The organism is Pseudomonas umsongensis, assembly GCF_002236105.1.
Classification (GTDB): Bacteria; Pseudomonadota; Gammaproteobacteria; order Pseudomonadales; family Pseudomonadaceae; genus Aquipseudomonas; species Aquipseudomonas umsongensis.
Window position 1 is genome coordinate 14,404 of sequence record NZ_NIWU01000006.1, and the last position, 22,719, is coordinate 37,122.

At 60.7% G+C, this 22,719-nt stretch carries 17 protein-coding genes; 15 read left to right on the forward strand and 2 right to left on the reverse strand.

What is annotated here, in order from left to right:
• Positions 1 to 79 precede the first annotated feature (79 nt).
• Positions 80 to 397, forward strand: a complete 318-nt coding sequence (locus PSUM_RS24440) for a Rieske (2Fe-2S) protein (RefSeq protein ID WP_020798586.1) — start codon at positions 80 to 82, stop codon at positions 395 to 397.
• Here the strand turns inward: PSUM_RS24440 and sfsA are convergent.
• On the reverse strand, positions 394 to 1,107 hold the full coding sequence (gene sfsA / locus PSUM_RS24445) for a DNA/RNA nuclease SfsA (protein ID WP_020798587.1): 714 nt from the start codon (positions 1,105 to 1,107) through the stop codon (positions 394 to 396). The genes PSUM_RS24440 and sfsA overlap by 4 nt on opposite strands.
• Positions 1,107 to 2,279, reverse strand: coding sequence for a pyridoxal phosphate-dependent aminotransferase (locus PSUM_RS24450; protein ID WP_020798588.1), 1,173 nt, complete (start codon positions 2,277 to 2,279; stop codon positions 1,107 to 1,109). The genes sfsA and PSUM_RS24450 overlap by 1 nt, the downstream gene beginning before the upstream one ends.
• Before the next feature lie 333 nt (positions 2,280 to 2,612).
• On the opposite strand from PSUM_RS24450, the gene dksA reads away from it, so the two are divergent.
• From dksA to PSUM_RS24520, 14 genes are all read left to right on the forward strand, one after another.
• Positions 2,613 to 3,056 (forward strand): RNA polymerase-binding protein DksA, encoded by a 444-nt coding sequence (gene dksA, locus PSUM_RS24455; RefSeq protein ID WP_008058386.1) that lies wholly within the window; start codon positions 2,613 to 2,615, stop codon positions 3,054 to 3,056.
• A gap of 202 nt (positions 3,057 to 3,258) precedes the next feature.
• A complete protein-coding gene (gluQRS, locus tag PSUM_RS24460; RefSeq protein WP_083349761.1) occupies positions 3,259 to 4,155 on the forward strand; it encodes a tRNA glutamyl-Q(34) synthetase GluQRS in 897 nt (298 codons plus the stop codon).
• A gap of 77 nt (positions 4,156 to 4,232) precedes the next feature.
• Positions 4,233 to 4,409, forward strand: coding sequence for a hypothetical protein (locus tag PSUM_RS24465; RefSeq protein ID WP_003176118.1), 177 nt, complete (start codon positions 4,233 to 4,235; stop codon positions 4,407 to 4,409).
• A complete protein-coding gene (locus PSUM_RS24470; RefSeq protein WP_162276369.1) occupies positions 4,393 to 7,347 on the forward strand; it encodes a sensor histidine kinase in 2,955 nt (984 codons plus the stop codon). The genes PSUM_RS24465 and PSUM_RS24470 overlap by 17 nt, the downstream gene beginning before the upstream one ends.
• A 22-nt stretch (positions 7,348 to 7,369) precedes the next feature.
• Positions 7,370 to 8,809 carry a sigma-54-dependent transcriptional regulator gene (locus PSUM_RS24475; protein ID WP_020798591.1) on the forward strand — a complete coding sequence of 480 codons (1,440 nt, stop codon included), beginning with the start codon at positions 7,370 to 7,372 and terminating at the stop codon, positions 8,807 to 8,809.
• Positions 8,810 to 9,508: 699 nt separating this feature from the next.
• Entirely contained in the window at positions 9,509 to 10,909 is a 1,401-nt protein-coding gene (locus PSUM_RS24480; protein ID WP_020798592.1) for a polynucleotide adenylyltransferase PcnB, read from the forward strand.
• A gap of 3 nt (positions 10,910 to 10,912) precedes the next feature.
• Positions 10,913 to 11,398: a 2-amino-4-hydroxy-6-hydroxymethyldihydropteridine diphosphokinase gene (gene folK, locus PSUM_RS24485; protein ID WP_020798593.1), complete on the forward strand. Its 486-nt coding sequence runs from the start codon at positions 10,913 to 10,915 to the stop codon at positions 11,396 to 11,398.
• A gap of 365 nt (positions 11,399 to 11,763) precedes the next feature.
• Positions 11,764 to 12,564: a 3-methyl-2-oxobutanoate hydroxymethyltransferase gene (gene panB / locus PSUM_RS24490; RefSeq protein ID WP_020798594.1), complete on the forward strand. Its 801-nt coding sequence runs from the start codon at positions 11,764 to 11,766 to the stop codon at positions 12,562 to 12,564.
• Positions 12,561 to 13,421, forward strand: a complete 861-nt coding sequence (gene panC, locus PSUM_RS24495; protein WP_020798595.1) for a pantoate--beta-alanine ligase — start codon at positions 12,561 to 12,563, stop codon at positions 13,419 to 13,421. The genes panB and panC overlap by 4 nt, the downstream gene beginning before the upstream one ends.
• A 221-nt stretch (positions 13,422 to 13,642) precedes the next feature.
• On the forward strand, positions 13,643 to 15,307 hold the full coding sequence (pgi, locus tag PSUM_RS24500; protein ID WP_020798596.1) for a glucose-6-phosphate isomerase: 1,665 nt from the start codon (positions 13,643 to 13,645) through the stop codon (positions 15,305 to 15,307).
• Between the two features lie 159 nt (positions 15,308 to 15,466).
• The gene (gene acs, locus PSUM_RS24505) at positions 15,467 to 17,404 is read left to right on the forward strand and encodes an acetate--CoA ligase (protein WP_020798597.1); all 1,938 of its coding nucleotides are present in this window, start codon (positions 15,467 to 15,469) and stop codon (positions 17,402 to 17,404) included.
• A 37-nt stretch (positions 17,405 to 17,441) separates the two neighbouring features.
• Entirely contained in the window at positions 17,442 to 18,311 is an 870-nt protein-coding gene (locus PSUM_RS24510) for an oxygenase MpaB family protein (RefSeq protein ID WP_020798598.1), read from the forward strand.
• Between the two features lie 166 nt (positions 18,312 to 18,477).
• On the forward strand, positions 18,478 to 19,494 hold the full coding sequence (locus PSUM_RS24515; protein WP_020798599.1) for a class I SAM-dependent rRNA methyltransferase: 1,017 nt from the start codon (positions 18,478 to 18,480) through the stop codon (positions 19,492 to 19,494).
• 93 nt (positions 19,495 to 19,587) lie between these two features.
• Positions 19,588 to 22,542: a DUF748 domain-containing protein gene (locus tag PSUM_RS24520; RefSeq protein WP_083349762.1), complete on the forward strand. Its 2,955-nt coding sequence runs from the start codon at positions 19,588 to 19,590 to the stop codon at positions 22,540 to 22,542.
• Positions 22,543 to 22,719 lie beyond the last annotated feature (177 nt).

The window sequence follows — 22,719 nt, forward strand, 5'->3', positions numbered from 1 at the left end:
CCAGTATCCTGAGCATCTGAAACGGGTTTGCATTGGGCAACTCAGCTATTTGGTCAGTGCTTGCGACCTGAGGATCAGCATGAAATTTCTGTGTACCGGCATTGAACTGGCCGACGCCAGCAGCCGCGGTTTCAACCTCGACGGCCAGAAGTTGTTCGCCGTACGCCGGGGCGGCCAGGTCTACGTCTACATCAATCGCTGCCCGCACCGTGGCGTCGGACTCGAATGGACCCCTGACCAATTCCTCGACCCCAGTAACAGCCTGATCCAGTGCGCCACCCATGGCGCCCTGTTCCTGATCGAGGACGGCGAATGTGTCGCCGGCCCTTGCGCAGGACAATCGCTGACCCGTGTCGATTGTCGCGAAGACGCACAAGGCATCTGGGTCAGCCTCTAACCGCCGAGCAATACTTCAAGACGCCGGTCCACCACCATCTCCTCATGGGTCAGGCGAACACCGTAGGCCAACACTTCAACCCCGCACGCCACGGCCTCACGCAAGGCCTGTGCGTAGGCTGAATCGATTTCTTGCGCCGGACGCACCGCTTCGATGCCGCTGAGATTGACGCAATACAATTGCACCGCACGAATCCCGTCCCGAGCCAGATGGGCCAACTCCCGCAAATGCTTGGCCCCGCGCTGGGTCACCGCATCGGGGAACGCCGCCACAGCCGTGCCTTCATAGCCCAGGGTGACACTTTTTACTTCCACGTACGCGTGCCCGCTCGGGTACTCGAGGCGGAAATCGATGCGACTGCTTTCCTGACCGTAAGCGACTTCGCGCTTGAGCTCGGTGAAGCCGTTCAACTCGGTGATCACCCCCGCTCGCAACGCCTCTTCGATCAAGCCATTGGCCCGCCCGGTATTCACGCAGAACAAGCGCCCTTGCGGGGTTTCGCCGACTTCCCAGGTGCCGGGCAACTTGCGCTTGGGGTCATTGGAGCGACTGAACCAGACCTGCCCGCCTTCGACCTGACAATTGAGCATCGAGCCCGTGTTAGGGCAATGAATAGTCAGCAACTCACCATCGACGGTTTCGATATCGGCGAGAAAACGCTTGTAGCGGCGAATCAGCCGACCTTCTTCGAGTGGGGGATGAAAACGCATCAGCCTTGCCAGCTCCGCAAGCCACGCCCGATACGCTCCACCGCTTCCTGCAAGCGCTCAAGGTTTTGGGTGTAGGCAAACCGCACATGATGCCCGGCCTGATACCGGCCGAAGTCCAGCCCGGGCGTAATCGCGACATGCTCGGTTTCGAGGAAATGACGGCAGAACGCGAAGGCATCGCCGCCGAACTTGCTGATATCGGCATACAGGTAGAACGCGCCTTCCGGCTCGACGGCGATACCGAAACCAAGCGCTCTCAAGGCTGGCAGCAGGTAGTCGCGACGACGACCAAATTCGGCGCGACGTTCTTCCAGGATCGCGATGGTCGCCGGTTCAAAACAGGCCAACGCCGCGTGCTGGGCCATGCTAGGCGCGCTGATATAGAGGTTTTGCGCGAGCTTTTCCAGCTCACTCACCGCCGCATCCGGCGCTACCAGCCAGCCAAGACGCCAGCCGGTCATGCCGAAATATTTAGAAAAACTATTCAGCACAAAGGCGCTGTCGTCGACTTCCAGCACGCTGGCCGCATCGGTGCCGTAGGTCAGGCCGTGATAAATCTCGTCCACCACCAGGTGACCGTGGCGCTGTTTGATGGCCTGGGACAGTTGCGCCAGCTCGTCGCGGGTGAGGATCGTACCGGTCGGGTTGGCCGGTGAGGCCACCAGTGCGCCCACACTGTCCTGGTCCCAATGCCGCTCAATCAGATCCGGCGTCAGTTGATAACGCACGTCCGGCCCCACCGGGACTAGCTGCGCGGCGCCTTCCACCAGGCGCAGGAAGTGCCGGTTGCACGGGTAACCCGGGTCGGCGAGCAGCCAGTGCTTGCCCGGATCGACCAACAAGGCACTGGCCAGCAGCAACGCACCGGAACCGCCGGGCGTGATGAGGATGCGTCGCGGGTCGATGTTCAAGCCATGACGCTGCTGATAAAAGCCCGCAATAGCCTCGCGCAGCTCGGGGATTCCGCGCGCGGCGGTGTAACGCGTCTTGCCCCCCTCCAGTGCCGCCTGTCCGGCGCGGATGATCGGCTCGGCGGTTGTGAAGTCCGGTTCGCCGATTTCCAGGTGGATCACATCGTGACCTGCAGCCTGCAATTCATTGGCCCGCGCGAGCAACGCCATGACATGGAAAGGTTCGATTGCGCGACTGCGGGCACTGTAGGACTGAGCCATTGGCCTTCCTTCAACAGGGAAAAGAACCAATTCTACCCAAGCGCAGGAACGAGCGAGAACCTAAAGCGGTCAGAGGCCTTATGACCCAGGCACAAACGAACTGAGCGAGTGCCCGGGGTTTGACTAAAATCATTAATTGAGCAGGGTTCCAGAGCCACCAGGCAACGCTTTGCCATCATTTGAAAGCGCCGCAGGCCGCGGCCTCGACATCCGGGAGTAGCGCGGTCTGATTTGATCTGGTAAGTTCGCCCGCTTGCAGCCGCAGGGCCGGCAGGTGCCGGTGATGGAGCAATCCTGCGCAGATGGATTACAAGAGTAGAGGCGGTCTATTTCATGTCCACCCAAGCAAAGCAACAAGCGAATCAGGCGATCAGCGGCTTCGAGCCCTATGTTCAGAAAGCTGGCGAAGAGTACATGGGCGAGCCCATGCGCAAACACTTCACCAAGGTTCTGAATCAGTGGAAAAAAGAGCTGATGGAAGGTGTCGACAAGACTGTGGACCACATGAAGGACGAAGCGGCCAACTTCCCTGACCCGGCAGACCGTGCCAGCCAGGAAGAAGAGTTCGCTCTCGAGCTTCGAGCCCGCGATCGTGAGCGCAAGTTGATCAAGAAGATCGACAAGACGCTTCAGTTGATCGAAGACGAAGAGTACGGCTGGTGTGAGTCCTGCGGCATCGAGATCGGCGTCAAGCGTCTTGAAGCACGCCCTACCGCTGACCTGTGCATCGACTGCAAGACTCTGGCGGAAATCAAGGAAAAGCAAGTCGGCAAGTAATATCGACTTGAGTAAAGAACGGAGCGTGCGAACGCTCCGTTTTTGTTTCTGACGTATGCTTCGACAGGAAACCTGTGGGAGCGAGCCTGCTCGCGAAGGGGCTTCCAGGCCCAATATTGATGCAGGCTGACACTCAGCTTTCGCGAGCAGGCTCGCTCCCACATGGGACTTGCGCACGACCGGACAACGTAACATTGCATTCATGACCGCCATCACCTCCCCCAGCTACATCGGCCGCTTCGCCCCCACGCCCAGTGGTCACCTGCACTTCGGCTCGCTGGTTGCTGCATTGGCCTCGTACCTCGACGCGCGCTCGGTGGGTGGGCGCTGGTTGATGCGCATGGAGGATCTCGACCCGCCCCGCGAAGAGCCCGGCGCTCAGGCCGCAATCCTCAAGGCACTGGAGAGCTATGGTTTCGAGTGGGATGGCCAGATGGTGCGCCAGAGCGACCGTCACGATGCCTATGCCCAAGTGCTCGATCGCCTGTTCAGCCAGGGCCTGGCCTACGCCTGTACCTGCTCGCGCAAACAACTGGAGCCGTACCACGGCATCTATCCGGGGTTGTGCCGCAATGCCGGACACGGCACCGAAGATGCCGCCATTCGCATTCGCGTCCCCGAACTTGATTACCACTTCATTGATCGGGTGCAAGGCGAGTTTCACCAGCATCTGGGCCGGGATGTCGGTGATTTCGTGATTCGCCGGCGCGACGGGCTCTATGCTTATCAACTGGCGGTGGTGCTGGACGATGCCTGGCAAGGCATCACCGACATCGTGCGCGGTGCCGACCTGCTCGATTCCACGCCGCGCCAGCTCTACCTGCAGGAGCTTCTCGGCCTGCGCCAGCCGCGCTACTTGCACATCCCGCTGATCACCCAGCCCGATGGCAACAAACTCGGCAAGTCCTACCGTTCGCCGCCGCTCACCGCAGATCAGGCTACGCCGTTGTTGTTGCGAGCCTTGCGCGCCCTGGGACAAAAACCCGGTGCCGAACTGGCCTACGCCACGCCACGGGAAGTGCTGGATTGGGGCATTGCCCACTGGGATGCCCGGTTGATCCCGCGCACACTGAGCCTGCCCGAGGCGCAGCTACAGTGATCGTGCTTGCAGTGGCGCGCCCATCCGTTACCATCGCCGCACGTTTTCGGGCACGGGCATAAAAAAGAGAGGCCGGGATGTACATCTATCGCTTGGTCCTGCTCCTGGTAGTGGGGATTTATCTGTTTTCCCCGGCCATCATGGATTGGTGGATCGACGCCACCGGCGCCTGGTATCGCCCTTATCTGCTCTGGCTGATCCTGATCGTCGTGACCTTCATCCTGCAGAGCCAAAAAGATGCCGATGAGCTTTAGCCTGACCCAGATGATCCTGATCAGCGCCGCGTACCTGGCGGTGCTGTTCGGCGTAGCCTGGGTCAGCGAACGGGGCATGATCCCGCGGGCGATCATTCGCCACCCGCTGACGTACACCTTGTCCCTGGGGGTCTACGCCAGTGCCTGGGCATTTTATGGCACCGTGGGCCTGGCCTATCAGTATGGCTACGGCTTCCTGTCCAGCTACCTGGGTGTTTCCGGCGCGTTTCTGCTGGCGCCGGTGCTGCTGTATCCAATCCTGAAGATCACCCGAACCTATCAGCTGTCATCCCTGGCCGATCTGTTCGCGTTCCGCTTTCGCAGCACCTGGGCCGGCGCGCTGACCACGATTTTCATGCTGGTCGGGGTATTGCCCCTGCTGGCGCTGCAGATCCAGGCAGTCGCCGACTCCATCGGCATCCTCACCCGCGAGCCGGTACAGCATCGCGTGGCGCTGAGTTTCTGCGCACTGATCACGCTGTTCACGATTTTCTTCGGCTCCCGGCACATCGCCACCCGGGAAAAACATGAAGGCCTGGTGTTCGCGATCGCCTTCGAGTCGGTGATCAAGCTGATCGCCCTCGGCGGCGTCGGCCTCTATGCGCTGTATGGCGTATTCGACGGCCCGCAACAACTGGAGTTGTGGCTGCTGCAAAACCAGACCGCCCTGGCCGCGCTGCACACGCCACTGCAGGAAGGCCCTTGGCGCACGCTGTTGCTGGTGTTCTTCGCTTCGGCGATCGTCATGCCGCACATGTACCACATGACCTTCACCGAAAACCTCAATCCGCGCTCGCTGGTCAGCGCGAGCTGGGGCTTGCCGCTGTTCCTGCTGCTGATGAGCCTGGCAGTGCCGCTGATTCTCTGGGCCGGCCTGAAACTCGGCGCCACCACCAACCCGGAATATTTCACCCTGGGCATCGGCATCGCGGCCAACAGCAAGGCCCTGGCACTGCTGGCCTATGTCGGCGGCCTGTCTGCGGCCAGCGGCCTGATCATCGTCACCACCCTGGCCCTGTCGGGCATGGCCTTGAACCACCTGGTGCTGCCGCTGTACCAGCCACCGGCTGAAGGCAACATCTACCGTTGGTTGAAGTGGACCCGTCGCGCCCTGATCGTCGCCATCATCATGGCCGGCTACGGTTTCTACCTGCTGCTGGGTGCGGAGCAGGACCTGGCCAACCTCGGCATCGTCGCCTTCGTGGCCACGCTGCAGTTCCTGCCGGGCGTGCTGTCGGTCCTGTATTGGCCGACCGCCAACCGTCGCGGCTTCATCGCCGGGCTGCTGGCGGGGATCCTGGTGTGGCTGGTGACCATGTTGCTACCGCTGGTCGGCAACCTGCAGGGCTTCTACATACCGTTGTTGAACATGATCTACGTGCTCGACGACACCAGTTGGCACATGGCTGCGATCGCCTCCCTGGCCGCCAACGTACTGATGTTCACCCTGATTTCGCTGTTCACCAATGCCAGCACTGAAGAGGCCAGCGCCGCCGAAGCCTGTGCCGTGGACAACGTGCGCCGCCCGCAACGCCGGGAGCTGCACGCCGCCTCGCCCCAGGAATTCGCCACTCAGCTGGCCAAACCGCTGGGAGCCAAGGCTGCGCAGAAGGAAGTCGAACAAGCCCTGCGCGATCTCTACCTGCCCTTCGACGAGCGTCGACCGTACGCCTTGCGCCGCTTACGCGACCGGATCGAAGCCAATTTGTCCGGCCTGATGGGGCCAAGCGTGGCCCAGGACATGGTCGAGACGTTCCTGCCCTACAAGGCCGGCGGCGAAAACTATGTCACCGAGGACATCCACTTCATCGAAAGCCGCCTCGAGGATTACCATTCGCGCCTGACCGGCCTGGCCGCCGAACTCGATGCCCTGCGCCGCTATCACCGCCAGACCCTGCAGGAATTGCCGATGGGCGTCTGCTCGCTGGCCAAGGACCAGGAAATCCTCATGTGGAACAAAGCCATGGAGGAGTTGACCGGCATCGCCGCGCAGCGCGTGGTCGGTTCGCGCCTGAGCACCATTGCCGATCCATGGAAAGAATTGCTGCAAGGCTTCATCAATGTCCCGGATGAGCATTTGCACAAACAGCACCTGGCCCTTGACGGCCAGACCCGCTGGCTGAACCTGCACAAAGCGGCGATCGACGAACCCCTCGCACCGGGCAACAGTGGCCTGGTGCTGCTGGTGGAAGACCTGACCGAAACCCAGATGCTCGAAGACAAACTGGTGCACTCCGAGCGCCTGGCCAGCATCGGTCGCCTGGCCGCGGGCGTGGCCCACGAAATCGGCAACCCGATCACCGGTATCGCCTGCCTGGCGCAGAACCTGCGCGAAGAGCGCGAGGAAGACGGCGAACTCAAGGAAATCAGCGGGCAGATCCTCGAACAGACCAAGCGCGTCTCGCGCATCGTCCAGTCGCTGATGAGCTTTGCCCATGCCGGCAGCCACCAGCACAGCGACGAGCCCGTCTGTCTGGCGGAAGTGGCCCAGGACGCCATCGGCCTGCTGGCCCTGAACCGGCGCAATTTCGAAGTGCAGTTCTATAACCTGTGCGATCCCGACCACTGGGTCGAAGGCGATCCGCAGCGGCTCGCCCAGGTATTGATCAACCTGCTCTCAAACGCCCGCGACGCCTCGCCTCCCGGCAGCGCGGTGCGGGTCAAGAGCGAAGCCGGCGAACACACGGTCGACTTGATCGTGGAGGACGAAGGCAGCGGCATTCCATCGAGCATCATGGATCGATTGTTCGAACCCTTCTTCACCACCAAGGACCCGGGTGAAGGTACCGGCCTGGGCCTTGCACTGGTCTATTCCATCGTTGAAGAGCATTATGGACAAATCACCATCGACAGCCCGGCTGATGTTCAGAGCCAACGCGGCACCCGTATCCGGGTGACCTTACCGCGTCATGTCGAAGCGACGTCCGCTGTGAACTGAGACCGTCGAGAGTATCGAATCAATGCCGCACATTTTGATCGTCGAAGACGAAACCATTATCCGCTCCGCCTTGCGCCGCCTGCTGGAACGTAACCAGTACCAGGTCAGCGAAGCCGGTTCAGTGCAGGAAGCACAAGAACGCTTCACCATTAACACGTTCGACCTGATCGTCAGTGACCTGCGCCTGCCGGGCGCGCCGGGTACCGAGTTGATCAAGCTTGGCCAGGGCACTCCGGTGCTGATCATGACCAGCTATGCCAGCCTGCGCTCGGCGGTGGATTCGATGAAAATGGGCGCGGTGGATTACATCGCCAAGCCTTTCGACCACGACGAAATGCTCCAGGCCGTCGCGCGCATCCTGCGTGACCGGCAAACGGCGCAAGCCAGCGGCGAACCGGTCGTTGGCAAAGTCGCCAACGCTGCCGCCAAAGCCGGTAGCGACAACAGTAACGGTGAAATCGGCATCATCGGCTCGTGCCCACCGATGCAGGACCTGTATGGCAAGATCCGCAAAGTCGCGCCGACGGACTCCAATGTGCTGATCCAGGGCGAGTCCGGCACTGGTAAAGAACTGGTGGCGCGCGCCCTGCACAACCTTTCCAGGCGGGCCAAGGCGCCGATGATTTCGGTGAACTGCGCAGCCATTCCGGAAAGCCTGATCGAGTCCGAACTGTTCGGCCACGAGAAAGGCGCATTCACTGGCGCCAGCGCTGGACGTGCCGGCCTTGTGGAAGCGGCGGACGGAGGCACCTTGTTCCTCGATGAAATCGGTGAGCTGCCACTGGAAGCCCAGGCGCGCCTGCTGCGCGTGCTGCAGGAAGGTGAAATTCGCCGAGTGGGTTCGGTCCAGTCGCAGAAAGTCGATGTGCGCCTGATTGCTGCAACCCACCGCGATCTCAAGAGCCTGGCGAAGATCGGCCAGTTCCGTGAAGACCTGTATTACCGGCTTCACGTGATTGCCCTGAAACTGCCAGCCCTGCGCGAGCGTGGCGCGGACGTCAATGAAATCGCCAATGCGTTCCTGGCGCGCCAAAGCGCACGAATCAACCGGACAGACCTGAAGTTCGCCCCGGACGCCGAGCAAGCCATTCGTCATTACTCGTGGCCAGGCAACGTTCGCGAGCTGGAAAACGCGGTCGAGCGCGCCGTCATCCTGTGCGAGAGCCCGGAAATTTCCGCCGAGCTGCTGGGCATCGACATCGAACTGGGCGACCTGGAAGACGACGAGTTCATCGGCCTGCCTCCGCAACAAGGTGGCAGCAACGCCGGCAACAATAACCATGAGCCGACCGAAGACCTGTCCCTGGAAGACTACTTCCAGCACTTCGTGCTCGAGCATCAGGATCACATGACCGAAACCGAACTGGCGCGCAAACTGGGGGTCAGTCGCAAGTGCCTGTGGGAACGCCGTCAGCGCCTGGGCATCCCGCGGCGCAAGACTGGGGTACCAAGCGAGAGCTGAACGCCGCCTGTCTCATGTGCGGGTAACACATGATTTTGTGAAAAAACTGTTACCTCAGGTTTTTCACGTAACAGAACCGGGGCTTACGGTAACGAAGCCCCGGTTTTTTTTGGCCCTTGTTGACCCCCTCGACGCACCTAACCCCTTGTTTTACTGGGGTTCGCAAAAGTTGGCACGCACCCTGCTATATGTTTGGTACAAGAACAATAACAAGCAACGAACAACACAATAAAAATAAGACGAATCGACTCACGCACAATAAAAACAAGACGGCGAGAGGCGCAGCTAACTGATTCTTTTGGAGAGGCGTTGTATTTGGGGCTTGCCCCACGACCAGGCCGAGAACAACAAAAAACTGTCTTAAGACAGAGCCTGAACTGGTTGGATCGCAAGATCACTGCAGCACAGCGACCAAAGCAATCCGTTTGCTCTTGGCTCCCGATTGGGAGGGTCATGAAGGAAAGCTTCATGACAAGGGCACTCAACAAAAACAAGAAGCCCGAAACCAATAACAAAAATAGAGCATGCAACTACTTCTTGGGGAGCTTCGGCTCCCCTTGTGGTTTCTGCGATTTGGAAACCTGCCTACACCTCAAATCTGCTGTGTCCTACACCATCCCCCGACTAAATGCTAGAATCCCCGCCCATCATGCGGTCATTCTTCGTTTTGGCCGAACATTCCTTCAAACAGTGCATCCCATGCTGAAGAAGCTGTTCCAGTCATTCCGTACTCCCCTGCGTCGTACGCAACACATTCGCAGCACGCCTGAAGTGCTCAACAGCGGTCAACATTCGCTGCAAAAGGCGCAATTCAGCCGTTACGCGGTGAACATCGTCGAACGCCTACAGGGCGCCGGGTACCAGGCCTATCTGGTCGGCGGCTGTGTGCGAGACATGCTGCTCGGCATCACGCCGAAAGACTTTGACGTCGCCACCAGTGCCACACCCGAACAGGTACGGGCAGAATTCCGTAATGCACGGATCATCGGCCGCCGGTTCAAACTGGTACACATCCACTTTGGCCGCGAAATCATCGAAGTCGCGACCTTCCGCGCCAATCACCCGCAAAACGACGAAGAGGAAGACACCAATCAATCTTCGCGCAACGAAAGCGGGCGCATCCTGCGCGATAACGTCTACGGGACCCTGGAAGAAGACGCCCAACGTCGCGACTTCACCATCAACGCCCTGTATTACGACCCGGTCAGCGAACGCATTCTCGATTACGCCAACGGCGTACACGACATTCGCAACCAACTGATCCGCTTGATTGGCGACCCCAAGCAGCGCTACCAGGAAGATCCGGTGCGGATGCTGCGGGCCGTGCGTTTTGCCGCCAAGCTGAATTTCGGCATCGAAAAACACAGCGCCACGCCTATCCGCGAGCTGGCCCCCATGCTGCGCGAGATCCCGTCAGCCCGCTTGTTCGAAGAAGTGCTCAAGCTGTTCCTGTCCGGTCACGCCGCTGACACTTTTGAAATGCTGGTCGACCTGCAATTGTTCGATCCACTGTTCCCGGCGAGCGCCGAGGCACTGGAATACAACCCGACCTATACCCATACCCTGATCAGCGAAGCCCTGATCAACACCGACCTGCGTATCAAGCAGAACAAACCGGTGACCCCGGCGTTCCTGTTTGCCGCCCTGCTCTGGCCTGCCCTGCCGGCGCGCGTATTGCGCCTGCAGGACCGTGGCATGCCGCCAATTCCGGCGATGCAGGAAGCGGCTCACGAACTGATTGCCGAGCAGTGCCAGCGCATCGCGATCCCGAAACGCTTCACCATGCCGATCCGCGAGATCTGGGACATGCAGGAGCGCCTGCCACGGCGCAGCGGCAAACGTGCCGACCTGCTGCTGGACAATCCGCGATTCCGCGCCGGTTACGACTTCCTGCTACTACGCGAAAGCGCGGGCGAGCAGACCGATGGCCTGGGCGAATGGTGGACGGACTACCAGGACGCCAACGACAGTGAGCGGCGCGACATGATTCGCGACCTCAGTGGCAAGGACGACGGCACCGGCGGCCCACGCAAACGTCGTCGCAGCGGCGGCGCCAAGCGCAAGCGTTCAGCAGACGCTTCGAGCACCACGGGCGAGTAATCCATGGAACGCATCTACATCGGCATGGGCAGCAACCTCGTTGACCCCGCCGAACAGCTGCGCAGCGCCACCCTGGCGCTGGCACAGTTGCCGCAATCGGAACTGGTCGGGGTTTCAGCCTTCTATCAAAGCGATTCGTTGCTCCCTGGCCAACCGCGCTACACCAACGCGGTTGCCGCTCTCGACAGCACTCTGGCACCGCTTGAGCTGCTGGACGCCTTGCAATCCATTGAAAACGACCAAGGCCGCGAGCGCCTTGAGCGCTGGGGGCCGCGCACCCTGGATCTCGACATCCTGCTGTTCGGTGACCGCCTGATTGACGAGCCTCGCCTCAAAGTCCCGCATTACCATATGCACGAGCGGGCCTTTGTGCTCTATCCATTGGCAGAATTGGCCCCTGTGGATCTGCGCCTGGCTGATGGCCGCAGCCTGGCAGAATTGCTCAATGCGTGCCCGTTCGTCGGCCTGGAACGCCTGGCTACAAATTGACACAAACCCCCTGTGGGAGCGGGCTTGCTCGCGAATGCGGTGTGTCAGTCGAGATCAATTTTGTATGACACACCGTATTCGCGAGCAAGCCCGCTCCCACATTGATTTGCGTCGAACAAAAGGTCCAAGGCTGCTGAAACGCATCAGTCCCATCGGTAACACCCTCCTCGTAACAATGCGGTAACACACGCAATTGACTTCCCACGTTCTCCTCACGACTATAGGCGTCCCGCTGCCGCCATCACGGCATCAAGGGCGCAATCCAGGCCTTAAAAGCACGACAGAAGACCGTGCGCCTGTATTTAACGAAGAATCACGCGCGTTACTCGCAGTAGTTTCCACAGCGCCTGAATGAGGAACTTTTCATGCCAGCCATCACCCTGACCACTCTGCAAGGTCTCAAGCACAAAGGTGAAAAAATCACCATGCTGACCTGCTATGACGCAACCTTCGCCCACGCCTGCAACCAGGCCGGTGTCGAAGTGCTGCTGGTGGGCGACTCCCTCGGCATGGTTCTGCAAGGTCATGACAGCACCCTGCCAGTGACCACCGCCGAAATGGCTTACCACGTGGCGGCCGTCAAACGCGGTAACACCGACGCCTTGATCCTTGCCGACTTGCCCTTCATGGCCTACGCCACCACGGAACAGACCATGACCAACAGCGCCCTGCTGATGCAGTCCGGCGCTCACATGATCAAGGTCGAAGGCGCATTGTGGTTGGCGGACTCGATCCGCCTGCTGGCGGAACGAGGCGTTCCGGTCTGTGCCCACATGGGCCTGACCCCGCAATCGGTGAACATCCTCGGTGGCTACAAGGTCCAGGGTCGCAATGAAAACCAGGCGCGGCAGATGCGTGCCGATGCCATTGCCCTGGAGCAGGCCGGCGCGGCGATGTTGCTGCTCGAATGCGTGCCCAGCGAACTGGCCGCAGAAATCACCCAGGCCGTGAACATTCCGGTCATCGGGATTGGCGCCGGCCACCACACAGACGGCCAGGTACTCGTGCTGCATGACATGCTGGGCCTGTCCATTACCGGTCGCGTCCCCAAGTTCGTGAAAAACTTCATGACCGGCCAAACCAGTATTCAGGCCGCCTTGAGCGCCTATGTCAGCGAAGTCAAGGCGTCGACTTTCCCTGGCACCGAACATGGATTCTCTGCATGAACACCGTCAAAACCGTCCGCGAACTGCGGGCCGCCGTGGCCCGTGCCCGCGGTGAAGGCAAGCGCATCGGCTTCGTGCCAACCATGGGCAACCTGCACAGCGGTCATGTCGCACTGATCACCAAGGCCACCCAACGGGTGGATTTCGTGGTCGCGAGCATCTTCGTCAACCCGCTGCAGTTCGGTGCCGGCGAAGACCTCGACAAATACCCGCGCACCCTCGCCGCAGACCAGGAAAAACTCCTTGAAGCGGGCTGCGACCTGCTGTTCGCGCCAACCGTTGAAGAGATGTACCCCGACGGCATGGCCGGACAGACCCGCGTCAGCGTCCCGCAACTTTCCGAAGGCCTGTGCGGCGCCAGCCGTCCAGGGCATTTCGAAGGTGTAGCAACGGTGGTCAGCAAGCTGTTCAACATGGTCCAGCCGGACCTGGCGATCTTCGGCCAGAAAGACTTCCAGCAACTGGCGGTCATTCGCGCGCTGGTGCATGACCTGAACATGCCGATCCAGATCATCGGCGAGCCGACGGTACGGGCGGCCGATGGCCTGGCACTGTCATCGCGCAATGGCTTCCTCACCGAAGACCAGCGCGCCGTGGCACCGGTGGTGTATCGCACGCTGAGCGAGATCGCCGAAGCGATCAGGCAGGGTGAGCGTGATTACCCGGCCCTGATCCGCACCAAGCTGCAACAACTCGAAGCGGCGGGCCTGCGCCCCGACTACCTGGAAATTCGTCATGGTATGAGCCTGCGCCCGGCAACCCCGGAAGATCGCGACCTGGTCATCCTGGTGGCGGCGTTCCTGGGGACGACGCGCTTGATTGACAATTTGCACCTGAACCTCGACACCCCCGCCTGAATTCCCCCCCACAACGCCCCCACGACTGCGCCGGTATAAAAAAGTACCGGTCGCAGGTCCGACAAAGCCAAGACAGATCGTCTCTCTGGGTTTACTGTTACCGGCCTGCGCTATTTAATCGTGTGCACGCAGGCTAACCGGATACCACTCAGACGGTGGTCAGGACATTCCGGTATTTTCAGTGTCTTAAAGGCAGTTCAAGTAAAAGGAAACCCGCAGCGATGGCGTACTACCGCACCCCCCACGACGTGACCGCCCTGCCCGCCTGGCAAGCGTTGAAAGACCACCGCCAGGCCATGCAGGATTTCAACATGCGCGAGGCGTTCAACGCCGACCCGCAGCGTTTTACCCAATTCACTCTCAGTAGCTGCGGCCTGTTTCTCGACTATTCGAAAAACCTGATCAACGCCCAGACCCGTGACCTGCTGGTAGGCCTGGCCGACGAAGTCGACCTCAAGGGCGCGATCAAGGCGCTGTTCGATGGCGAAATCGTCAATGCCTCCGAAGGACGCCCCGCCCTGCACACCGCCCTGCGTCGCCCGGTTGGCGACAAGTTGTCGGTCAACGGCGTCAACGTGATGCCTGAAGTGCACAAGGTGCTGAACCAGATCACTGACCTGGTGGGCCGCATCCACGACGGCCTGTGGCGCGGCTACTCCGAAAAGCCGATCACTGACGTGGTCAACATCGGCATCGGCGGTTCGTTCCTCGGCCCCGAGCTGGTGTCCGAAGCCCTGCTGGCCTATGCCCAGAAAGGCGTGCGCTGCCACTACCTGGCGAACATCGATGGCAGTGAGTTCCACGAACTGGCGCTGAAACTGCGCGCCGAGACCACCTTGTTCATCGTCTCGTCGAAATCCTTCAACACCCTCGAAACCCTGAAAAACGCCCAGGCCGCACGCGCCTGGTACCTGGCCCAAGGTGGTTCGGAAGCCGAGTTGCATCGCCACTTCATTGCGGTATCGAGCAACAACGCTGCCGCCGTGGCGTTCGGCATCCGCGAAGAAAACATCTTCCCGATGTGGGACTGGGTCGGCGGGCGTTACTCGCTGTGGTCGGCCATCGGCCTGCCGATCGCCCTGGCCATTGGCATGTCGAACTTCAAGGAACTGCTGTCCGGTGCCTACACCATGGACCAGCACTTCCTCAACACCCCTTTCGAACAGAACATGCCGGTGCTGCTGGCCCTGCTCGGCGTCTGGTACGGCAATTTCTGGGGTGCGCAAAGCCACGCGATCCTGCCGTACGACCACTACCTGCGGAACATTACCAAGCACCTGCAACAGCTGGACATGGAATCCAATGGCAAGAGCGTGCGCCAGGACGGTACGCCCGTCAGCACCGATACCGGCCCGGTGATCTGGGGCGGTGTAGGCTGCAACGGCCAGCACGCTTACCACCAGTTGCTGCACCAGGGCACCCAACTGATCCCGGCCGACTTCATCGTGCCGATCGTCAGCTTCAACCCGGTGGCCGACCACCACCAGTGGCTGTATGCCAACTGCCTGTCGCAAAGCCAGGCGCTGATGCTCGGCAAGACACTGGCCGAAGCCCAGGCCGAGCTGCGTGACAAAGGCATGAGCGAAGAACAGGTGCAGAGCCTTGCGCCGCACAAGGTGATCCCGGGCAACCGTCCGAGCAATACCCTGGTGGTCGAGCGTATCAGCCCGCGGCGCCTGGGTGCGCTGGTGGCGATGTACGAGCACAAAGTCTTCGTACAAAGCGTGATATGGGGCATCAACGCCTTCGACCAATGGGGTGTGGAGTTGGGCAAGGAGCTGGGCAAAGGCGTCTACAACCGCCTGGTCGGCAGCGAAGAAACCCCGGCTGACGACGCGTCTACCCAGGGCTTGATCAACTACTTCCGCGGGCGTCACCGCGGCTGATCTGACACCGTTCCTGCGGGGAACTAACCTTGTAGGAGCTGCCGCAGGCTGCGATCTTTTGATCTTCTAAAAGCAAAGTCAAAAGATCGCAGCCTTCGGCAGCTCCTACGAGGGTCGCGCAGCTCCCCTCTTGTCGCCAAACAAGAAGAAGGAACCGTCATGTTCGATATCAGCACGTTCCCCAAAGCCGATGCCGTGCGCCGGGCTGCACAATTGAGTCAGGACGACTATCACCGCCTGTACCGCGAATCCATCGAGCACCCCAGCACCTTCTGGGCCGAACAAGCCACCCGCTTCCTCGACTGGAGCACACCGTGGCAAACCGTCCAGCGCTACGATCTGAAAACCGGTGAAGCCCATTGGTTTGCCGGCGCCAGGCTGAACGTCAGCTACAACTGCATCGACCGTCACCTGGCAACACGCGGCGATCAGACCGCGATCATCTGGGAAGGCGACGACCCCGCCGAATCCACGCAAATCACCTACAAGAAGCTTCACCATTACGTCTGCCGCCTGGCCAACGTGCTCAAGAGCCGTGGCGTGAAGAAAGGCGATCGTGTATGCATCTACATGCCGATGATCCCTGAAGCCGCCTACGCCATGCTCGCCTGCTCACGCATCGGTGCAGTGCATTCGGTGGTGTTCGGTGGCTTCTCGCCGGATTCGTTGCGCGACCGGATCCTCGACGCCGACTGTCGCACAGTGATTACCGCCGATGAAGGCGTGCGCGGAGGCAAGTTCGTGCCGCTCAAGCACAATGTCGACAAGGCGCTGCAAAGCTGCCCGGATGTCAGCACCGTGGTCGTGGTGGAACGGACCCAGAACCCGGTGAACTGGGTCGAGGGCCGGGATCTCTGGTATCACCAGGCACTGCGTGACGTCGGCGACGACTGCCCGCCCGAGCCGATGGACGCCGAAGACCCGCTGTTCATCCTCTACACCTCCGGCAGCACCGGTAAACCCAAAGGCGTGCTGCACACGACGGGGGGCTACCTGCTGCAAGCGGCAATGACCTTCAAATATGTCCTGGACTACCGCGATGGCGAAGTTTTCTGGTGCACCGCCGATGTCGGCTGGGTCACTGGCCACAGCTACATCGTCTACGGGCCCCTGGCCAATGGCGCCACCACCCTGATCTTCGAAGGCGTGCCGAGCTACCCGAGCACCTCGAGGTTCTGGCAGGTGATCGACAAGCACAAAGTGAATATCTTCTACACCGCCCCCACCGCATTGCGCGCTCTAATGCGCGAGGGCGCAGAACCGTTGCAGGAAACGTCCCGCTCCAGCCTCAGATTGCTCGGCACCGTCGGTGAGCCGATCAATCCGGAAGCGTGGGAGTGGTACTTTAATGTCGTCGGCGAACAACGCTGCCCAATTGTCGATACCTGGTGGCAGACCGAAACCGGCGGCATCATGCTCAGCCCGCTGGTCAGTGCGCAACGGATCAAACCAGGCTGCGCGACACAACCGATGTTCGGCGTGCAGCCGGTGTTACTGGACGAACATGGCAAGGAAATCAAAGGCGCCGGGAGCGGCGTGCTCGCCCTGAAATCAAGCTGGCCAGCGCAGATCCGCAGCGTCTATGGCGATCCGCAACGGATGGTCGACACATACTTCAAGCCCTACCCCGGCTACTATTTCACCGGCGATGGCGCCCGCCGCGACGAAGACGGTGACTACTGGATCACCGGGCGCATCGACGACGTCATCAATGTCTCCGGGCACCGCATCGGCACTGCCGAAGTGGAGAGCGCCCTGGTGCTGCACGACAGCATCGCCGAAGCCGCCGTGGTCGGTTACCCCCATGACGTCAAGGGCCAGGGCATCTACGCCTTCGTCACTCCCATGAACGGTGTCGAGCCCAACGAAGAACTGAAGAAAACCTTGCTGGCCCACGTCAGCAAGGAGATTGGCAGCTTCGCCAAGCCCGACCTGATCCAATGGGCGCCGGCCTTGCCGAAAACCCGTTCGGGCAAGATCATGCGGCGCATTCTGCGTAAGATTGCCTGTAACGAACTGGACAGCCTGGGAGATACCTCGACCCTGGCCGACCCGAGCGTGGTCCAGGGCTTGATCGACAAGCGCCTGAACCAATAACGTACTGCCGCCGCCTACGGAAAATCACCGGGACACCATGGAATTCATTCGCAGCCGTATCGAAACCCAGATCATGAGCCTGACCGGCCTGTCCCTGGGCAAGCTCGACCTGGAAAACCCCAAGGGCGATCCTGGGCTGTTCGGACCGGATTCAGTGAGCTGGCAAGTCCACGCCGACTTCAGCAGCATGTTGATCGGCGGTATCAGCGCCCTGATGCTGCAAGCGCTGCACCCGCTGGCCTTGGCCGGTGTGTGGGACCATTCGAATTTCCGCGAGGATATGCTCGGTCGCTTGCGCCGCACCGGGCAATTCATCTCCGGCACCACCTTCGGCTCACGACAGGACGCCGACTGGCTGATCGAAAAGGTGCGCACCATCCACCTGCAAATCACCGGCACCGCGCCCGATGGCCGGCCCTATGCCGCCAGCGATCCCGACCTGCTGACCTGGGTGCACGTCGCCGAGGTCAGCAACTTCCTAGCAGCGCACCTGCGTTATCGAAATCCGCAGCTGTCCCTGGCCGATCAGGATCGTTATTACGCAGAGATCGCACTAGTGGCCGAGCGCCTGGGCGCCCGCGACGTGCCGCGCTCCCGGCAGGAAATTGCCGCTTATCTTGAACGCGTTCGCCCGCAACTGTTGTGCGACGAACGCAGTCGTGAAGTACTTCGACTGTTGTTGAACGCCCCCTCCCCCAGCCGTTTGGCCCGGCCTTTCGGCGGGTTGATGATGCAGGCCGGGATCGACCTGCTGCCAGATTGGGCCAGTGACATGCTCGGTGTGAGCCAGGGGCCGCTGCAACGCAAACTGATCCGCGCCAGTGTCAATCGCAGTGCGCCGATGCTGCGCTGGGCGGTGCGCAATGGCTCGGTGCATCGTGCGAAACGGCGTATGGGCCTGTCGTAGGAGCGAGCTCGCGATGGACTTGAATACTGCGCGGAGTGTCAGGCACCCAGCGTCATCGTTGACGATCATCGTCGGAACGCCGCCCGGAGCATGCTCGCTCCTACAAGTGCTACTGCGCTCAAGCTGTTAAACTCCCGCGCCCAATTCCTCCTGCAAGGCGCCCAGCATGTCTTCCTTGAATCAGGCGCTGCGCGCCGCCCTTGAACATCGCCAGGACCTGCTGGCCGAGTTGCACAGCCAGGGCACCGACTGCTATCGCCTGTTCCATGGCAGCCAGGAAGGCGCCGGAGGGCTGACGATCGACCGCTATGGCCCACAACTGATGGTGCAAAGCTTCCATCAGTCGCTGGACCGCGAGGCGTTGCTGCACTTGCATGAAATCGTCAATCAATACCTGGGGCTGGAAACCCTGCTGGTCTATAACGACCGCTCCCGTGGCAACTCGCGCATCGACCGTGAAGACACCGTCTACCGTGCCGAAGAAGCCGCACTGCAAGACCTGGTTGGCCACGAGTGGGGCTTGAATTACCGGGTACGCGGGCGCCATGCCGGGCAAGACCCGCTGTTGTTCCTCGACCTGCGCAACACCCGTGGCTGGGTCAAGGAGCACAGCAAGAACAAGCGCGTGCTGAACCTGTTCGCCTACACCTGCGGGGTCGGCCTCAGCGCCGCAGCCGGTGGTGCCAGCCAGGTGTGCAACCTGGATTTCGCCGAAGGCAACCTGGCGGTCGGGCGCGAGAATGGCTTGCTCAACCCGCAACTGCCGACCATGGAGTTCATCCAGTCCGACTACTTCCCGGCCATTCGCCAGTTGGCCGGCCTGCCCATCAGCCAGCGTCGCGGGCAGAAACTGCCGAGCTATCAACGCCTGGAACAGCGCCAGTACGACCTGGTGCTGCTCGATCCGCCTGCCTGGGCCAAGAGTGCTTTCGGCACCGTCGACCTGCTGCGCGACTACCAGAGCCTGCTCAAGCCGGCATTGCTGACCACCGCAGACAATGGCGTGCTGATCTGCTGCAACAACCTGGCAAAGGTCAGCATGGACGACTGGCGCGAGCAGGTCTTGCGTTGCGCCGAGAAGGCCGGCCGTCCGGTACGCGAGTGGACCGTCATGAAACCGGGCGCCGACTTCCCGTCGATGGATCAGCAGCCGCCCCTGAAAACCCTGATTCTGCAGCTCTGAAAGTCGCCGTTGTTTTCAGATAAATCCTGCCCGATGTAAGGACTTCGGAACCGAAATCGCGTGCCATACTCCAAGGCACTCCGATCCAGACAGATGAAGCCATACATGTACAAAGGATTGATTCGCGCCATCGGCGCCTTGTTGACTGCTCTGGCCCTCTACAGTCTGCTGGGCTTTCTCATTTTGCCCGGCATCGCGTTGCGCGTTGCCAACCAGCAACTGGCCAACTACGCCACGACGCCCGCCAAGATCCAACGGATCGAACTCAACCCGTTCAGCCTTGAAGTAACCCTTTGGGGCCTGAACATTGGCGAGCCCGGCAAGGAGCAGGTCGGCTTCGAGCGCCTGTACGCCAACCTGCAACTCGACAGCCTCTGGACCAAAGCGCTGCACCTGTCGGATATCGAGCTGGAAAAATCCAAGACCGAGGTGCTCTTCGGCAAGGACGGCAAGCTCAACCTGATCGGGTTGTTCAAATTGCCGGCCAGCGAGCCGACACCCGTCGACCCTGACGCCAAGCCATTCCCGCTGCGCATCGACCGAATCAAACTGGTGGATGGATCGCTGCACTTCAAGGATGCACGCCCCAGCGAAGCCATCGAATTCCTCTACGACAAGCTCGATTTCGAACTCAAGAACCTCAGCACCCTGCCGGAAGACAGTGCCAACATGACGCTGGTGGCAATTGGTCCCAACGGCGGTCAGATCGACTGGACCGGCAACTTCAGCCTGATCCCACTCGCCTCCGAAGGTAAGCTGAAAATCACCGACGGCAAGATGAAAGCTTTCTGGCCCTATGTGCGCGACGCCGTGCCGCTGGACCTCGAAAGCGGCGTAGTCAGCCTCAGTACCGATTACAAACTCAACCTGTCCAAGCAAACCGAACTGCTGCTAAACAATGTCGCGGTCAGTATCGCCCCCTTCGCGATCAAGGCCCCGGATGGACGGCCGCTGGCGAGACTCGAACGCCTGGACATCAGCGAAACCACTGTCGACCTGGCCAAGCAACAAGTGGTGGTCGGCAAGATCCGCAGCCACAAGCTGGAAACCTGGGCAGCCCTGGAAGCCGACGGGCAACTCGACTGGCAGAAACTGTTCGCCAGCCAACCGTCCAAACCAGCGGCCAAGGCCAACGCCGAACCGCCGAGCACCCCGGCGGCGGCCGATTCGCCGAAACCCGAACCCGCGACGCCAGGCAAACCGTGGCAAGTGCTTCTCAATGATGTGCAATTGCGCGATTACAAAGTGCATCTGGCGGACCGCAAAGCACAACCTGCGGTGGAACTGGAACTGAGCCCGCTGAATCTCGACTTACAGAAGTTCGACAGTCTCAATGGCTCGCCCTTCCTCCTCAAGCTCGACACCGGCGTAGGCAAACAGGGCAAGCTCACGGCCGATGGCGAGGTCAACCTGGCCCCAGTCAGCGCCCGACTCAATGTACAGACCAAGGACATCGACCTGCGCGTCGCCCAGTCCTACATCAGCCCGTTCATTCGCCTGGAACTGCGCAGTGGCATGCTCGGCAGCGACCTGGCGGTCAACCTGAAAAGCACCGATCCGCTGGCGCTCAGCGTCACCGGCCGCGCCCAGGTCGATCAATTGCATACCCTCGACACCCTGAAAACCCGCGACTTTCTCAAGTGGCAACAATTGGTGGTAGAAGGCCTGAACTACCAACACGGCGACAGCCTGTCGATCGACAAGATCAATCTGCTGCAACCCTATGCGCGCTTCATGATCAACGATGACCGGACCACCAACATCGATGACCTGCTGATCCCGCAACCGGCCGACGCCGGCGCCAAGCCCGCCGCCGCCAAACCCACCGCCAGCAAGGACAAGCCCCTGGGCATCCACATCGGCGGCATTGCCATCAACGACGGTTCTGCGAATTTCGCCGACTTCAGCCTGACCCCGAACTTCGCCACCGCCATTCAGCAGCTCAACGGTTCGATCGGCACCATAGACAGCCGTCAGGCAAAACCGGCCAGTGTTGACATCAAAGGCAAGGTTGACCGCTATGCACCGGTGACCATCAAAGGCGCGGTCAACCCGTTCGACCCGATGGCCAGCCTCGACATCGCCACCAGCTTCAAACGCGTGGAACTGACCACATTAACCCCCTACTCCGGCAAGTTCGCCGGTTATCGCATCCGCAAGGGCCGACTCAACCTCGATCTGCATTACGTGATCGTCAAGGGCCAGCTCAAGGCTGAGAACAAAGTGGTGGTCGAACAGTTGCAACTGGGCGAAAAGGTCGACAGCCCGGACGCCGTGAGCCTGCCATTGAAACTGGCCATCGCCTTGCTCAAGGATGTCGATGGCAAGATTTCCATTGAACTGCCGGTGAGCGGTGACCTGAACAATCCACAGTTCAGCGTGATGCCGATTGTCTGGCAGACCCTGCGCAACCTGATCGTCAAGGCCGCGGCCGCGCCGTTCAAACTCATTGGTGGCCTGGTGGCCGGTGGTGGCTCGCAAGACCTGGGCACCGTGGCATTCGCCCCGGGTTCAAGCGAACTGAACAAGGACGCCGAAGCGGCACTGGTCAAACTGTCCCAAGCCCTGAAGGAACGTCCGGCCCTGCGCCTGGAAATCGAAGGCACTGCCGCCAAGAGCAGCGACGGCCCGCTGCTCGCCGAGCAACGCCTGGAACGGGAATATCAGTACAACTACTACAAAATGCTCCAGCGCCGTGGCGACAAGGTTCCGGCCAAGGCAAATTTGCTGGAGGTACCCGATAGCGAGAAAGGTCCGCTGCTGGAAGGGATCTACCGCACACGCCTGAAGGTCCAGCCACCTGCTGAATGGAAAGACCTGGGCAAAGAAGAACGCACCGCGAAAATGCGCGAGCAGGTTATCCAGTTCTGGAGTTCCAGCGAAGTGCTGTTGCGTGAGCTGGGCCAGGAACGCGCCAGCAGCATCAAGGACTATCTGGTCGATAAAGGCCAGCTCGCCGATGACCGTGTGTACTTCATCGATGCCCAGTTGGGCGAAGCGGAAAAAGACGGCAAGGTCGTTACGCCCCTGCATCTGGACGCCGAATAACGGCAACAGCAAAAGATCGCAGCCTTCGGCAGCTCCTACTGGTCTACACAAACCCATGTAGGAGCTGCCGAAGGCTGCGATCTCTGCCTTGAATAGAACAGGCCCCGACACGAATGCCAGGGCCTGTAATGGCCACATCCTTGTGGCCGGTCGCATGAACTACCAGGTTGCGGCAGA